The organism is Pseudomonas sp. AU12215, from assembly GCF_001675465.2.
Taxonomy (GTDB): domain Bacteria; phylum Pseudomonadota; class Gammaproteobacteria; order Pseudomonadales; family Pseudomonadaceae; genus Pseudomonas; species Pseudomonas nitroreducens.
In genome coordinates this window covers 15312-29861 of sequence record NZ_MACM02000176.1, presented here as the reverse complement: position 1 = coordinate 29861, position 14550 = coordinate 15312, and the positions used below count along the sequence as shown (strand labels likewise).

9 protein-coding genes and 3 pseudogenes are annotated in these 14550 nt (G+C 56.1%); 8 read left to right on the top strand and 4 right to left on the bottom strand.

Annotation, left to right across the window (positions count from 1 at the left end; all coding sequences use genetic code 11):
- Positions 1 to 22: 22 nt before the first annotated feature.
- Entirely contained in the window at positions 23 to 1132 is a 1110-nt protein-coding gene (locus tag A9513_RS29695) for an ABC transporter substrate-binding protein (protein ID WP_033982765.1), read from the bottom strand.
- A 184-nt stretch (positions 1133 to 1316) separates the two neighbouring features.
- Here A9513_RS29695 and A9513_RS29690 point away from each other — a divergent pair, with 184 nt between their 5' ends.
- Complete coding sequence (locus A9513_RS29690; protein ID WP_033982767.1) at positions 1317 to 2084, top strand: FadR/GntR family transcriptional regulator; 768 nt, start codon at positions 1317 to 1319, stop codon at positions 2082 to 2084.
- 5 nt (positions 2085 to 2089) lie between these two features.
- Complete coding sequence (locus A9513_RS29685) at positions 2090 to 3532, top strand: NAD-dependent succinate-semialdehyde dehydrogenase (protein ID WP_033982769.1); 1443 nt, start codon at positions 2090 to 2092, stop codon at positions 3530 to 3532.
- A 34-nt stretch (positions 3533 to 3566) separates the two neighbouring features.
- Here A9513_RS29685 and A9513_RS29680 read toward each other — a convergent pair.
- Positions 3567 to 4400, bottom strand: a pseudogene (locus A9513_RS29680) (IS66 family transposase); the annotation flags it as partial.
- Between the two features lie 80 nt (positions 4401 to 4480).
- Here A9513_RS29680 and A9513_RS29675 point away from each other — a divergent pair.
- Positions 4481 to 5293, top strand: a pseudogene (locus tag A9513_RS29675) (IS5 family transposase); the annotation flags it as partial.
- Here A9513_RS29675 and istA read toward each other — a convergent pair.
- Positions 5290 to 6378, bottom strand: a pseudogene (gene istA, locus A9513_RS29670) (IS21 family transposase); the annotation flags it as partial. The pseudogenes A9513_RS29675 and istA sit on opposite strands and share 4 nt — an antisense overlap.
- A 369-nt stretch (positions 6379 to 6747) precedes the next feature.
- On the opposite strand from istA, the gene A9513_RS35885 reads away from it, so the two are divergent.
- The gene (locus tag A9513_RS35885) at positions 6748 to 9261 is read left to right on the top strand and encodes a site-specific integrase (protein ID WP_141678549.1); all 2514 of its coding nucleotides are present in this window, start codon (positions 6748 to 6750) and stop codon (positions 9259 to 9261) included.
- Complete coding sequence (locus A9513_RS29650; RefSeq protein WP_141678548.1) at positions 9258 to 12371, top strand: hypothetical protein; 3114 nt, start codon at positions 9258 to 9260, stop codon at positions 12369 to 12371. The genes A9513_RS35885 and A9513_RS29650 overlap by 4 nt, the downstream gene beginning before the upstream one ends.
- An 18-nt stretch (positions 12372 to 12389) precedes the next feature.
- Here A9513_RS29650 and A9513_RS29645 read toward each other — a convergent pair whose 3' ends face one another.
- The gene (locus tag A9513_RS29645) at positions 12390 to 12602 is read right to left on the bottom strand and encodes a helix-turn-helix transcriptional regulator (protein ID WP_003292745.1); all 213 of its coding nucleotides are present in this window, start codon (positions 12600 to 12602) and stop codon (positions 12390 to 12392) included.
- Between the two features lie 147 nt (positions 12603 to 12749).
- Here A9513_RS29645 and A9513_RS29640 point away from each other — a divergent pair, with 147 nt between their 5' ends.
- Genes A9513_RS29640 through A9513_RS29630 form a run of 3 tightly spaced genes read left to right on the top strand, consistent with a single transcriptional unit; the run spans position 12750 to position 14432 of the window.
- Complete coding sequence (locus A9513_RS29640; protein WP_019341962.1) at positions 12750 to 12983, top strand: hypothetical protein; 234 nt, start codon at positions 12750 to 12752, stop codon at positions 12981 to 12983.
- On the top strand, positions 12976 to 14136 hold the full coding sequence (locus tag A9513_RS29635; RefSeq protein WP_003160963.1) for a site-specific integrase: 1161 nt from the start codon (positions 12976 to 12978) through the stop codon (positions 14134 to 14136). The genes A9513_RS29640 and A9513_RS29635 overlap by 8 nt, the downstream gene beginning before the upstream one ends.
- An 11-nt stretch (positions 14137 to 14147) precedes the next feature.
- Positions 14148 to 14432: a hypothetical protein gene (locus tag A9513_RS29630; protein WP_003160962.1), complete on the top strand. Its 285-nt coding sequence runs from the start codon at positions 14148 to 14150 to the stop codon at positions 14430 to 14432.
- Positions 14433 to 14550: the final 118 nt, after the last annotated feature.

Genomic DNA, 14550 nt, shown 5'->3' with positions numbered 1-14550 from the left:
GGCGGCTAGGCCGCCCTGAGGTTTACTGGGTGTCGGCTAAGCGAAACGCGCCGTCTTTGACTTGCAAGAAGTACAAAGACCCCACGCGATCGCCGCTAGCCTCAAAGGTCGTTGGACCAGTAACGCCCGGAATATCTTTGATGGTGGAGAAGGCCTCATTAAGCGACTCACGGGTGAGTGCGCCCTGGCTCTTGGCTTGAGTCACCGCTGCGGCCAGAGTTTTACCGGCGTCATAGCCAAGGGCCGCCCAAGCATTGGGCTGCTCGCCATAGGCGCTTTGGTAGGCGTCGATAAAGGGGGCCGTGGTCTCGGTGGAAACCGACGGATCAAACATTCCGTAGGCGATCATACCCTCCACCGCGCTGCGGCCCAGACTGATCAAATCAGGGTTGAGCGATCCGTCACTGCCTAGGAGCTGAACCTTGATTCCCAAGGCGCGTGCCTGTTCGGCAATTTTTGCTGCTTCAGAATAAAAACCACCGATAAAGATCGCGTCCGGCTTGGCAGCACGCGCCTTGATCAGCAGGGTTTTAAAGTCTTTGGTGCCCAGCAGGTAGCTTTCCTGACCAACAATCTCAGCGTTTTTCGCCGCAGCATCACTGAAGGCGCTTGATAGGCCGATACCATAGTCATCTTGCTGGTTGAGGATATAAACGCGCTTAAAGCCCAGCTTTTCCGTGGCGTAACGCCCCATGGTTTGCCCTTGGGTTGCATCGGTCATCACGTTGCGGCGGAAGTACGCACTGGCACCAGTTAAATCAGGACTGGTGACAGCAGAGGCCAGCACCGGCAATTTGCAGCGGTCAAACACCGGAACTGCAGCCAGTGCAATAGAGCTGAACGAGTAGCCCATCACTACATCAATGGACTCATCCGAGCAAAAGCGTTGTGCAATCAAAACACCTTCGCGAGCCTCACCACGGTCATCAGCCGAAGTCAGACTGAAGGTGGTGTCCGAAGTCTGATTGAGTTCAGTCAGGGCAATCTCTAGCCCCTTGCGGATGTTCAAACCAAATGCCGCAAAATCCCCTGACAGGGCTGCGGTAAAGCCAATTTTAACTTCCTCAGCAGCCACCTGCGTACTGATCAAGGGAAGAGCGGCCAAAGAACTCAGAGCCAGTCGTTTCAACATAAGCATTCTCCAAAGTCAGGATAAGCATGAAGACGATTGGGCAGCGTTAAGGCAATCAATTGGTCTTATTGGTTTGTTTTTTTATTCAGCATTTAGACCTGGATTTGATCTTGCCTTGCCTTGCTCTTGCTGGCAACCACTTATATGCTGGCTCCACTGAAAAAATTCACAAGAGCACATTGGTATGAATGGTTTGCCTGAAATCTTAATTGGTGCAAATGGTTCAGGTGGAAACAATGTCTTAGGCATCACCGCAGTCAACTCCAAAGAGCAGCTGCTGAGCCAGCTTTTGGGGGCGATGCGCACCGGCAGATTAAAAGTCGGAGACAGGCTTTTAAATGAGCGTGACCTGGCTGAATTTTCAACCCTTTCGCGGTCCACCGTGCGCGATGTCCTTAACACCCTTGAGAAGCAAGGGCTGCTAGAGCGGCGCGTCGGACGCGGTACTTTTCTGATCGCCCTTCCCGGGCATGAGCCGCTTGGAGAGCCGGGGAACGAATCCCTGGTTACGCCCGCTGAGCTGATTGAGTTTCGGCTGACAGTGGAACCGGCCCTGGCTGATTTGCTGGTGCTCAAATTGAGCGATGCTGAAATTGACAGGATTCGCGGTGAGCTGTTAGCAGGCCGACATGCCACCAGCTGGGATGAAGTGGAAAGGATCGACCGCGACTTCCACCTAATGCTCTACAGCGCCACACAAAACGCCATGTTCATCGAGTCCGGACGCAAGGTTGCGCGCATGCGCAACAACCCGGCCTGGCTGCGTCTTAAAGCTCATCGTTTTAACCGCGAGCGCTGGCTGGTGTTCCAGCGCGAACACGAAGCCATTCTGGATGCTCTCGCCATGCGCGATGCGCAAACCGTAGCCGACCTACTGCGCCACCATATCTCTGGGGTGCGTATGGATTACGCCCTGAACCGCTCTAACGCGATAAACGTACCCAAGGAGTAGCTGCTATGCCTGAGTCTTCGCACAAGCATCTTTTGTTTATTGACGGCCATTGGTGCTCAGGCCAAAAAGATGCATGGCTGGCAGTGGATAACCCCGCAACCAGCCAAACGGTAAATGAAGTGGCTGTTGCCGAAATCGAAGACTTGGATATAGCCCTAAACGCCTGCGCCAGGGGCTTTTCCGTTTGGCGCAAAACTCCCGCAATAAAGCGCGCGGATGTACTGCTTGAGGCGGCGCGACTGATCCGTGAGCGCCTTGAGTCGCTAGCGCAGACCTTAAGCCTTGAGCAAGGAAAACCCCTGCCTGAGGCACGCATGGAAATAAATTCCTGCGCCGAGCTTTTACAGTGGTACGCCGAAGAAGGGCGACGCGCTTGTGGTCGTCTGGTGCCGGCACGCGACAGCAAAGTGATCAACATGGTTCGGCGTGATCCGGTAGGGCCGGTGGCCGCATTTTCGCCGTGGAACTTTCCAGCCTCGCAAGCTGTACGCAAACTCGCGCCGGCCCTCGCGGCTGGCTGTTCGATTATCTTGAAAGGGCCAGAAGAAGCGCCGGGCGCGCTGATTGGGGTGGTGCAGGCACTGGTAGACGCCGGCCTGCCTGACGGAGTGCTGGCGTTGGTGTTTGGCCGGCCGGCTGAGATTTCTGCGCATTTGATTGCCTCACCGATTATTCGCAAAGTCTCGTTCACAGGCTCCGTGCCGGTTGGCAAGCTGATCGCCACCCAAGCGGCACAGAACGTCAAACCCTGCACTCTAGAACTCGGCGGACATGCTCCGGTTCTGGTATTCGAGGATGTGGATATCCTCGACTGCGCACAAAAGCTGGCACAGGCCAAGTTCCGTAACGCAGGGCAGGTATGCGTCTCGCCTACCCGCTTTTATATCCAGCAAAGTGTTTTTGCCGAATTCACCCAGGCATTTGTCGAGGCCGTACAACGTATAACCATTGGCGCAGCCCAAGAGCCAACCACACAAATGGGCCCACTAATCAACCAACGGCGCTGCGCGCAAATCGCCGACTTAGTCGCCGATGCCAAGGTCAAAGGCGCTACCGTCCTAACCGGTGGAGGGCCGCTAAGAGACTCCGGCTATTTTTTTGCGCCAACCGTGTTAACCAACGTTCCAGAAAACGCCCGCGCGTGGATGGAAGAACCTTTTGGTCCACTAGCGCTGCTGGCGCCGTTTAACTCGGTGGATGAGGCAATTGAGCTGGCCAACAACACAACCTTTGGTCTTGCTGCCTACGCCTTTAGCCACAACCTCGCAGTCTGTCATCGGCTAAGCGACGAGCTCATCACCGGCATGCTTGCCATTAATCACTTTGCGTTGGCCTTTGCTGAAACACCTTTTGGCGGTGTGGGTGAAAGCGGTTACGGGCGTGAAGGCGGCAGTGAAGGCTTGGATGTGTATTTGGTTAATCGCCTGATTACTCAGGCAGTGGCTTAGATTTCGGCTTTTGCGCTTTGTAAGCGAACGGGCATTACACCTTGCCGACGGATACCCAGTTGTGCGGCAGCAGCTCGGCCAGAGCGCTGGCCTTCTGTGTCGGCAGTCGCGTTAGCACATCCTTGAGATAGGCATACGGATCATGCCCATTCATCCGCGCCGACTGGATCAGGCTCATGATTGCCGCCGCCCGTTTGCCGCTGCGTAGCGACCCGGCAAACAGCCAATTGGAGCGACCTAGAGCCCACGGGCGGATCTGGTTCTCGACTTGGTTGTTGTCGATGGGCACGGCGCCGTCGTCCAGATAGCGCGTCAGCGCTACCCAGCGTTTGAGGCTGTAATCCAAAGCTTTCGCCGTGGCTGAGCCGTTGGGCACAAGATCACGCTGGGCCAGCATCCAGTCATGTAGTGCGTCGAGGAGCGGTGAAGCCTTTTCCTGCCGTATTCGCCCGCGTTCTTCATTGCTCATGTCGCGCACTTGGCGTTCGACTTCGTACAGCCCAGCGATAGAGTGCAGCGCCTGTTCGGCCAGTTGGCTTTTGTTCGCCGCGTGCAGATCGAAGAACTTGCGGCGGGCGTGAGCCATGCAGCCGATTTCGGTGATGCCTTGCTCGAAGCTGGCCTTGTAGCCAGCGAAGTCGTCGCAGACCAGCTTGCCATTCCACTGGCCAAGAAAATTGCGCGCATGCTCGCCGGCACGGCTGGGGCTGAAGTCGTAGACCACGGCCTTCAGATCGGCGAAGGGCGTGGTGCTGTAGGCCCAGACGTAGGCACGGTGGGTCTTCTTCTCGCCGGGCGCGAGCATCGAAACCGGGGTTTCGTCGGCATGGATCACGCGCTGGGCAAGCACCGCTTCGCGCAGCGCATTGAAATTCGCCTACGGTCTGTCTGACTTTGCCGTGTAAGGTTTACGATATCGGCTCCAATCTGCCGGGAACCCCGATTTCCATGCGTGGCGCCGATATCACTCAGGAATCCTTGTTCACTGTCGCCAAGCTCGATGACTTCGTGCCAGCGACTCACCCCCTGCGCGCCATCCGCAAGCTGGCAGACACCGCTCTGCAGCGGATGAGCGCCCTGTTCGACACCTTGTATGCCGACACCGGCCGCGCCTCGATCGCCCCCGAGAAGCTGATGCGGGCGCAGTTGCTGCAGTTGTTCTACTCGCTGCGCAGCGAGCGGATGCTGATGGAACAGCTGGGCTACAACCTGCGGTTCCGCTGGTTCGTCGGCCTGGCCATTGATGATCCGGTGTGGGATCACTCGGTCTTCTCGAAGAATCGTGACCGCCTCAATGCCCAGGCAGTGGCCGCCGAGTTTCTGAGCGAGGTGGTACGCCTGGCGGAGAAGCAGGGGCTGATCTCGGATGAGCACTTCTCGGTCGACGGCACATTGCTGCAAGCCTGGGCCTCTCAGAAGAGTTTCCGTCCCAAGGACGATACGCCAGACGACCCGGGCCCCGGCCCGCGCAATGCCCCGCCGGACTTCAAGGGGCACAAGCGCAGCAACGACACCCACGCCTCGACCAGCGATCCGGATGCCCGGCTGTACCGCAAGAGCCACAACACCGGCGCGCAGCTGAGTTACATGGGGCATGTGCTGATGGAACACCGCAGTGGCCTGGTGCGCAGTGCTCATGTGACTCTGGCCGGTGGCTGTGGCGAACGCGAAGCCGCGCTGGCGATGCTGAGCAAGCTGGGTGGTCGCCGTCGACGCACCTTGGCTGCGGACAAGGCTTACGACACGGCAGACTTCGTGGCCGTCAGCCGCACCTCCAGCTGCTTCTTCACCAGTTTGTAGGGCACCGAGTAGTAATGACCATCGACCTCGACGTGGTAGTCGATGGGCACGCGCGCCTTCTTCCACTCGGCATACACGTAGGGTTGCTCCGGCAGCGCGCGCAAGGCCGGACGATCCAGGCTGTCGAAGGCCGTCTGGCGCGAGCCGGGCAGCTTCTTGAAAGGGCGTTGGTTGAGTCTGGCCAGCAGCGCCGCGATGGCTGTGTTGAGCTCGTTCAGGGAGAAGAACTGGCGGTTGCGCAGGGCCGCGAGGATCCAGCGCTCGACCACCTGCACGCCGACCTCGGCCTTAGCCTTGTCGCGCGGCTTACGCGCCCGCGCCGGCACCACCGCCACGCCATAGTGCTCGGCCAGATCGCGGTAGCTCGGGTTGATGTCCGGCTCGTAGCGGTGGCTCTTACTCACCGCGCTGCGCAGGTTGTCCGGCACGACCATCTCCGGCACGCCGCCGAAGTAGGTCAGCGCCTGGCCCAGTGAGGTCAGCCAGTCCACCTGGGTTTCACCTGGTGTCGCGCAGGCATAGGTGTAATTCGAGGCGCCCAGGGCCGCGACGAAGATATGCGCCCGGCGGACTTCGCCGGTGGCCGGATCGACCACCGGCAGCGTCGGCCCGGCATAGTCGATGAACAGTTTCTCGCCCGCGCGGTGCAGCTGACGCATCGAACGCTTGAGCGTCTGGGCGTAACGCCGGTAGTGCTCGACGAACTGGGTGTAGCGGTAGGTCGGCTGCTGCGGATGCGCGGCGAGATATTCCTCCCACAGCAGCTGCAAGGTGACACCCTTGCGGCGCAGCTCGCGGTGGATGCTCAGCACGTCCGGCAGCACCCGCTCACTGCGCGGCTTGCCCGTCGACGCTGGCGCAAACAAGGCGGCCGCCAGCGCGGCCTCGTCCATGGCCACCAGCGCCGGCCAATCCAGCCCGGCCACACGCGCCGCCGCGATGTACTTGCTGACGACGCCCTTGGACAGCTGCAAGGCGCGGGCGATCTTCTCGTGGGATAAACCGGCCTCAAGCTTGAGGCGCAGACATTCTTTGATGTTTCGCATGGCTACTCGCGGCGCCGCCATCTTCCCCTCCCGAAATCGGTCGAGGGTGGCGGCGCATCAGGTCATACGCAACGAAGGGGAAGGCTTTCGCTAAGCCGTGACCGCCTGTTTCGGAACAGGCGGAAAATCGGTCACGTTGCTACCGAAATGAGCGGTCACGCGTTAGCGAAATGACCGGTCACGGTGCTCCGAAATCCGCAAGTGTCCGAGTCAGCGTGGAATCCGCATCGATATGACGATTTTTCCGCGCATGCGCGGAATTTCGAACAACTCAAAAATAAAATTACCTGGCGCGTAGCTCTACCCCCAAAACCAGTGGCCTTGGGAGTTTCACTATCAGTTAGTAATCCAAAAAGTGAGAGCCCATAAATGCCAGATACATCCAATCATTCGAAGAGTATGGACCAGCCACACATCAGCCCTGACTCACGGCATGCACAGCTGCTAGCGTTGGCTGCAGATGCTGGGCGTGATGTTGGTGTGATAGTGGAGATGCTGAGGTTTCTAGATGTTCATTCGCAGCTAATTGATTTCCCTCGGGTCATGCAGGGGGTTGTTAATGCGCTTGATGCCATGGACGTAGCGCCAGAGCTCAGCCTAGGTGCGCACGATCTCAGAGCCTGGCGGGACGAGTGCTGCTGGATTATTTCAATCCGAAACAATCCTGATTTTATTGCGGCTTTGGGCCCCATGTTTTACCAGGGAGATGAGCGGCGTACGCGCAATCCTGTCATCGGTAAGGGTGTACAGGATCACGCCTTCCCCTACGCGACGCTGTGGCATGAGCCTGCGGATTCAGAAAGCCAGCTGGATTACTACCGTCTCATTGGTCAACTTCTTGTAGCCTATCAGCAACGGGCAGATGATCTGGGACTGCGCGGGCAGAGATACAGCGCTTACCTTGAACTCCGAGCACTCTGCGCACTGCAGATACTGTCTATACCAGATGATCTTAATATATGGTCCAGCTCTGCTGTATTTGCGCAGGGTTGCCGCCAATTCGACGCCGGCAGTTCAATCGATTACCTAGCAGAGTACTACCCGCCTATCGTTCGTCTCGTCCGCTACCTCGGTGGTGAGGAACCGCCAGAACGTCACGGTGGTGGTGGCCATCGTCAGCATGGCGGTTCAAATAGCGCAGGCCTAGGCGTACTAATTAGCCAGGGTGCCACCGAGTTCCCGCTCGAGGATCCAGACGACCCAGATTTGCTCCCTGGATATATAAGTTTTGTGGCGTCTCAACCGCTAGACGATAATTTAGATGAAGCACTGCCGCTGGGCGAAAGAACTGCTGCAAGTGAAATATGTTTGATCGATACAAGAGGTGAAGTCAGGCCATATGTAGCTGAATTGCTCAGCCATGAGGGTATGCTCGCTCATATTGCTCGCAGTCGGCAGTTTTTACCGTTTGGCTACAACCTGCTCACGCAGTATGAACTAGCAAACCTACTATTTGGTGTCACTGATGAATTTTTGCTCTGTCGGGAGCGAATTCGTAATGCTCCTGCCCAAGAGCAGATAAAGAATCGGAGGCGCTTGGAGGCACTGCTGGTACTTCATCTCATGCTCTGGTTCGGTCGTTCACTTGAGGACTGCAAAAAACTACGGATAGCTGAGCGCAATGCGCGCCCGAGCTCGGTGCTGGAGTTGGTTCTGGCTGATGAGGCAGGGCCGGCGGAGTTCAGATTTTTTGCACCTACACCGGACTATGCAGCGGAAGAGCACTTGCCTCGAAAGGCCGTTCGAGCATCTCAGCCAACAATATCGGTACCGGACATGGTTGGGGCAGCTGCGCTAGTTATGGCAATCAGGGACCTGTCGCCGGTGAATGGTTCTGCCGTTATCACCTGCAAGGTCAAAGACCTAGAACGTGAAATCCGCACTTTGTTGAGCGAGCTTGGGGGCGAAGATCCTCGCTACACGATGCACAAAGTGCGCTCCTACCTACATCGCCAAATCATCATAGACTCTCACGATGTGGTTGCAGCCACCATGCTATCGGGGATGCCTTGTCTATCGGCCAACACACCACTGTATTACAGCCAGTACAGCATTAACTATTTACGAGGCCTTTATCACCAGTCAGTTCAGAAGGTTTTAAATGGGGTTTATGCCACCGTGGGGCTGGAGGCGCCGAGTGCCCCAATGCCCTCCGTTCCGGAGGCGGCTGTTGGTGCCCGAAATTGCCTTAGACTGGATACGGTAAAAGCTAATCTCGAGGCGTTGCTGGTAGTGCTGCGTAAACGCCCTCGAAAAAATCTTCAGCAGCTTGTCCATTGGCATAACTGCTTTTCGCTGTGGACGGTTCAAATGTTCTTTATGACGACCGGATGTCGAGCTATTCGCGACCCGTTGAAGCAGGAAGACGAATTTATATCGCCTGGGGGACACGGCGCGCTGGGGGACAAAGGCTCAGATGATGGGCATATGAGTCGCCTAGTAGTGTTGACTGACCTGCTAAAACGACAGTTAAAAGCCTATAAGGCTCACTGCAGAGCAATTACCGCACAACTCGAGTTACATGCACCGGCTCCTACCAACGGATTTTTCCTGCGCTTAACCGATGATGGTTGTCTTTGCTACGAGGAAATTCGACCGCTCCATATCAAAGCTGTAATGCGCCAGATTGAGGGTTTCACACCTCATGCAGTAAATGGCTTCCGTAAGTTCTTGAGAACTGAGCTCGCCGAGCGCGGATGTCCGCCTGAGACACTGTCGGCTCTGATGGGCCATTGGCTGAGCGGCGAAGAACCACAAGATATTTACTCGAGCTTTTGTCCGCGTACCTATGTCCAGGGCCTTCATACCTACTTGTTGTCACTCATGCGGGAGCTCGGTTGGACGGTTCGCAACAGCCACCTGGTTGGGGAGGCTGATGCATGAATAGCTCACGACTTTCGGATGAAATGCTGTCTGTTGTCTGGAGCCCGGATAAACATGATCCAGAGTGGAAGAGCGGATATCTGATAACACTCCGGGAGCGTTGCCAAAACTCCGGCAACAGCATCGGTGAATGGCTCTGCGGACAGCGTTCGCTGCGTACCTTTCCCATCAAGGAAATGCAAAATCTCGAGAACCAGCTCGAAAGCTCGACATTGCGCAACACACTGCTAGATGTGACGCGTCGGGCACAGCGTTTTAATCCGAGCTTGCCGCTGGCTCGGATAGCGATCGAAACGCCGCGCCGCCCTAATCCGATTAACCCAGACCTGTACAACCCAGAGAATCTGTCGGCCAGTCAAGACTTGGTTGATTCGATGAGGCGCGCCATCAGGCGTGATCTAGATGAGCTCACACCCCATGCGCGGATTGGGCTGCTTCTACTGAGTGCTGCCTATTATGGCGCTGTGATGGACATTCCCCAACTGAACGCGCTGACTCAGCTTGATCCTGGGCAGGTCATTTGGATATCCGGAATACCAGAGTTCCGGTTGCAACTCTCAATCCGAGGTCAACCTGAGGCTGAGAACCGGCAGTGGTTTCCAGACCCAATAACGCTCTCGCTTCTGTCGCGCTGCGCTGCAGATCTAGCCGAGAGCCGGTCTTACTTGGATCGAAAGGGCGGGAAGTTAAGGTGTATTCAAGCGGCGCTGGCCAAAGGAGAAATTTGCCCTGATAACCAGCCAGCCTCTCTAGAGCGAGTGTTTGAGTTACTGCGTATTGAGCGTCAAACACAGTTGTCACAGTTGTCAATAAATTATGCTGCAAGGTCAAACTTTGTGTCGCATTCTGTTTTGTCGGACTCTTGGCAGCATTTGAACAGGAATGCACCGGTACCAAGTAGCGAAGAGAAGCAGAAACGGAAAAAGCACCGGTTTCGCAGACCCCGACAAAATGTTCCCGAATGGTTGACTGTATTGTGCCGAAAAGTCCGCAAGCGGCAAATTTCACCAGTCGAGAATATACCTCCACCTCAGACGCTTGAAGCTTTGATCAATGGCTGGGCGGCACTCCTGCTTCACGGCCGCTCGTTTTACGGCAACATGTTACAGCCCAAAACAGTTGCCAACTATGTTCGGGATGTCGGTGTAGGTTTGGACAATCTGCTATGTGCCGACTCGATCTTGGAAGTTTCACCGGATGCGCTTGAGGAGCTCTATGAGCTGATGCTAGAGGCTCAGCCCACCTCGTCTATGAGGAGGAATCTCGCTAAGGGATTGTTGGAGTTCCATGGTCACCTGCAGAAAACTTTTGCGTATCCGCCAATCAGCCCCTATAGCACGCTGGGCATTGGGAAAACACCTCAGTTCGTCGATGCTCAGATCCTCAATGAGGACCAATATCGTCTGGTCCTCCGGGACTTAGCCACAGGCCCTTTGAGCCAGCGCTCACCACGTCTCGCCATCGTTGCTCAAGCCATGATGATCTTCGGATTTCGTCTGGGATTGCGCCGCAATGAGGCGCTGAAATTGCTGCGTCGAGACCTGCAATTGCCTTCGCTGCCTGATGCGCGAGCCGCTGCAGTAAGGCGTCGACATCAGAACCTCAAGCGGCTATCGCCTGAGCGATTTACTGTTCTTGAGCGACCGATCAACTTGCTTATTCGACCACATGCTCAGCGCGCGTTAAAAACACGCAACTCGACACGGATGCTGCAACTTCACGTGTTGCTTGAGCCAGATGAGTTGCAGCTCATTGAGCGCCTGGCCCAGCTACGCGATGACGAAGAGCTGAAGAGTCCATATTCGGAATTCTTGTTCTGTATCCCGGAATTCCAGACTCGATGGGTATCTGAGTCAACACTGATGCCAGCTATTCATGACGCACTACGCCGGGTGACTGGGTGCAGCGATATGCACTATCACCACCTGAGGCATTCGGCCGCGACTTGGCTGACGTTTAAGTTAGCCGCGTCAGCATTCGGTATTAGTCAGGAGGCTGGGTTGCTGTTCGGTGAGCATCCGCAAACCATGAAATGGCTGCTGGACACAGAACGGTTCAATCGAGCCTTTCTTCACTCCCCGGAGTCCGCAACTCGACGTGTGATCCATATCACCAGCGCTGTGCTCGGGCATGCGAGTCCCAAAACATCCTTGCTCTACTACATCCATTGCATGCCATGGTTATCAGCGCTGTGCTGGCAGTGGAATCCTGAATTTTGGCCGCCTGGCCACGTCATTGCGAAAATTGCCCAGGTCAGTTTGCCAAACAAGCCGGACGACCTACCTGCACCTGGCCTGCCTGCAGAGATTCGGCACATGCGGAGAATCATCGGCCGTATGCGGGTCTATAGGCGCAGCAACCAAGGAAAAATTAAGCGTCCGCTGATTTCCCATCAGACGAGTGAGGGTGGATGGGCACTGACGAGAATGAATGAAATCTCATCCATGCTCTCCTATGAGGCATACGCGGAGGCATCGGGGCAGTCGGTCAACATGGACTGGGTTGAGTTTACCGAAGCTGATCGGTCGGCCATGCTGGAACGGGCGAGGTACATTAGCCACCTCGGCAAGCATCGCCTGCAGAGTCCAGCAATTTCTGACTCAGATCATAGAATTGAGCTTGTCCCAAGACCGCCTAAACACGGAGGTCTGGCCGGGGTGGTGGCCTATGCGGATCAGCTCTATCGCCTGCTAAGCAGCCGGCATAAAGCCAAAGCTGGTCGAGTGCTGGACGATTTCGTGGAACGCTGCTGGGCGAGCGAGACGACACTGCGCTTCTACCCCGGTAGGGATGATCAGAGTGCTCGTGAGTACCTGTGGCTGTTATCTGAGCTGGGCGTCCCTTGGGCTGATATTGAGTTCATCATTTACGATGAACGCACGCCCAGGCAAACCAAAAGTCGTTGGCGCACGGTTCTGGGAAAACCTCGTTTGAGGATCATTGAACAAGTCCCGGAGAATCGAAGCAGCCAGAACAGTCACATAGGCATTCGAGTGATGCTGCGTTTGCCAGGTGCCAAGCCCACTGCTCAGGAGCAGAACCATCACTCCGGCGCCGCCTTGCGCTACCTGATGCTGATGGCCTCCATCGACTGGCATTTCCGTGCCTGACCAAGTCCCGGAGGGCATTCAGCCCTCCGGATCATCCTGCAATTCCAGCAAATCCCCCACCTGGCAGTTCAGGTACTGGCAGATCGTTTCCAGGTCCTTGAGCTCCACCCTCTGCGCGGTCTCGTGATAGAGCCGCGTGAGGGTTCCGCGGTTGATCCCCGTGTCCCTGACCACGTCGCTGATCTTCAGTTTCCGCTCGCCGAGTAAGCGAGATAAATGGCACTTGACCATCCCAATCTCCAAAAATGATCCGCAGAAGATCATTTTGTCCTTGCAAAGCTCAAAATGAGCGTTATATTGATCTGTAGGAGATCATTATGAGCACTCACAAGCTCATAAGAATCCGCTGTCGTTCAATTTAGCAGAGAGGGCATAACCATGTCTCACACATACCTGACTACCGAGGAACTGGCCACGCGCATGAAGTACGACGCGCGCACCATCCGTAATCGCTTGAAAGATTCAGTCCTCCTGGAAGGGATTCACTACTTCCGCCCCTTTGGCGGCCGCAAGATTCTTTTCATCTGGGAAGCAGTTGAAGAAGACATGCAGAAATTCTCGCGAACTTCCGGGCTGGTGCCGATGGCCGGCGGGGGTATCTGCCATGGGTAAGATTCGAGCGCGTGCAGACAACGAAAAGTTGTTCTTTGACTTCACCTACCTGGATCAGCGCTGCCGCGAGCAGACCACGCTGCCTGATACGCCCGCAAACCGGAAAAAACTGCAGAAGATCCTGGAGCGCATCGAAGCAGAAATCACCCTTGGGAGCTTCGACTATGCCACCTACTTTCCTCAAAGCAGCAAAGTACTGGAGATCAGTAGGCTGCAGGCTGGCTGTGCATCGCTGAAAACACCGCTGTTCAGGGATTTTGCCGAACTGTGGTTTGAGGAGATGAGGGTCGAGTGGCGTGAAACGCACGCCAAAACCGTACGGCTTACTCTCGATAAGCATTTGCTGCCTGAGTTCGGCAAAAAAGAGGTCAGCGCCATCACCAAAGCAGAACTTTTGTCCTTCCGCTCGGCACTCGGCAAAGTCCCCGGGCAGAAAGGTCAGAGTCTGACAGCGACGCGAATCAACCACATCATGACGCCATTGCGCATGATCCTTAGTGAGGCAGCTGACCGCTTCGAGTTTACCTCGCCATACCTCAACATCAAATCACTGAAAGTCCCGAAGACAGACGTGGAGCCCTTCACCCTGGATGAAGTGCTGCAGATCCTCAGCACAGTGCGTGAAGATTTCCGCAATTACTACACGGTGCGTTTCTTCACCGGCATGCGCACAGCCGAAGTTGATGGTTTGCAGTGGAAGTACGTCGACTTTCAGCGGCGGCAGATTCTGATCCGTGAAACCTGGGTGGGCGGCAAGCTCGACTACACCAAGAACGACGGCTCACAGCGTGAAATCGACATGTCCGAGCCGGTTTACCAGGCCCTCATCGGCCAGCGGGAGAAAACCGGCAGCGGCCAGTTCGTCTTCTGCACCCGCGAAGGTACGCCGCACGCATACCGCAACATTAACGACCGGGTTTGGTACCCGCTGCTGCGCCACCTGGGTTTGCGCAGGCGGCGCCCCTACCAAACCCGCCATACAGCCGCGACCCTCTGGCTGGCGGCTGGTGAAAACCCAGAGTGGATCGCCCGGCAGATGGGACACACCACCACCGAGATGCTGTTCCGTGTCTATTCGCGCTATGTCCCCAACCTGACGCGGCGTGATGGCAGTGCCTTCGACAACCTGATCAAAGCCAATCTCAAGGCCTGAGGAGCTTCCAAATGAAACTGATCAAACGTGACAACGTAACCCCTCTGTATCCATCGATGGAGGCTCGCGAGCATAAGTACCTCAAGCATCTGGCTTCAGCCATGAGTCACTACCTCGAGAACCCCCATGGCACTGAGCTTGTTTGCATCCTGGGCTCTGGCTACGAGAAGGATAACCGGCATGCCCTCGAAACCTGGGTCGCCTACCACCGCAACGAAGTTTTCGAAAAACGCCTGGAGGGGCGTAGCCCGCTGGATTACCTGATCGAGAAGCTTGAAAGCCTGTTGGCTAACTAAGTTCACAAGGGGCCGTAAGGCCCCTTCATCGTTCTACCCCGGCTGCAGCTCATAACAATATTTGCTGGGAGCAAAAGCCGCGCTGTTGCTACAGCTCAACTTGAACATCCAGTCAGGC

Coding starts and splice junctions, on each gene's coding strand:
- A9513_RS29695 (WP_033982765.1), bottom strand. CDS start 1,132: ATGTTGAAACGACTGGCTCTGAGTTCTTTGGCCGCTCTTCCCTTGATC.
- A9513_RS29690 (WP_033982767.1), top strand. CDS start 1,317: ATGAATGGTTTGCCTGAAATCTTAATTGGTGCAAATGGTTCAGGTGGA.
- A9513_RS29685 (WP_033982769.1), top strand. CDS start 2,090: ATGCCTGAGTCTTCGCACAAGCATCTTTTGTTTATTGACGGCCATTGG.
- A9513_RS35885 (WP_141678549.1), top strand. CDS start 6,748: ATGCCAGATACATCCAATCATTCGAAGAGTATGGACCAGCCACACATC.
- A9513_RS29650 (WP_141678548.1), top strand. CDS start 9,258: ATGAATAGCTCACGACTTTCGGATGAAATGCTGTCTGTTGTCTGGAGC.
- A9513_RS29645 (WP_003292745.1), bottom strand. CDS start 12,602: ATGGTCAAGTGCCATTTATCTCGCTTACTCGGCGAGCGGAAACTGAAG.
- A9513_RS29640 (WP_019341962.1), top strand. CDS start 12,750: ATGTCTCACACATACCTGACTACCGAGGAACTGGCCACGCGCATGAAG.
- A9513_RS29635 (WP_003160963.1), top strand. CDS start 12,976: ATGGGTAAGATTCGAGCGCGTGCAGACAACGAAAAGTTGTTCTTTGAC.
- A9513_RS29630 (WP_003160962.1), top strand. CDS start 14,148: ATGAAACTGATCAAACGTGACAACGTAACCCCTCTGTATCCATCGATG.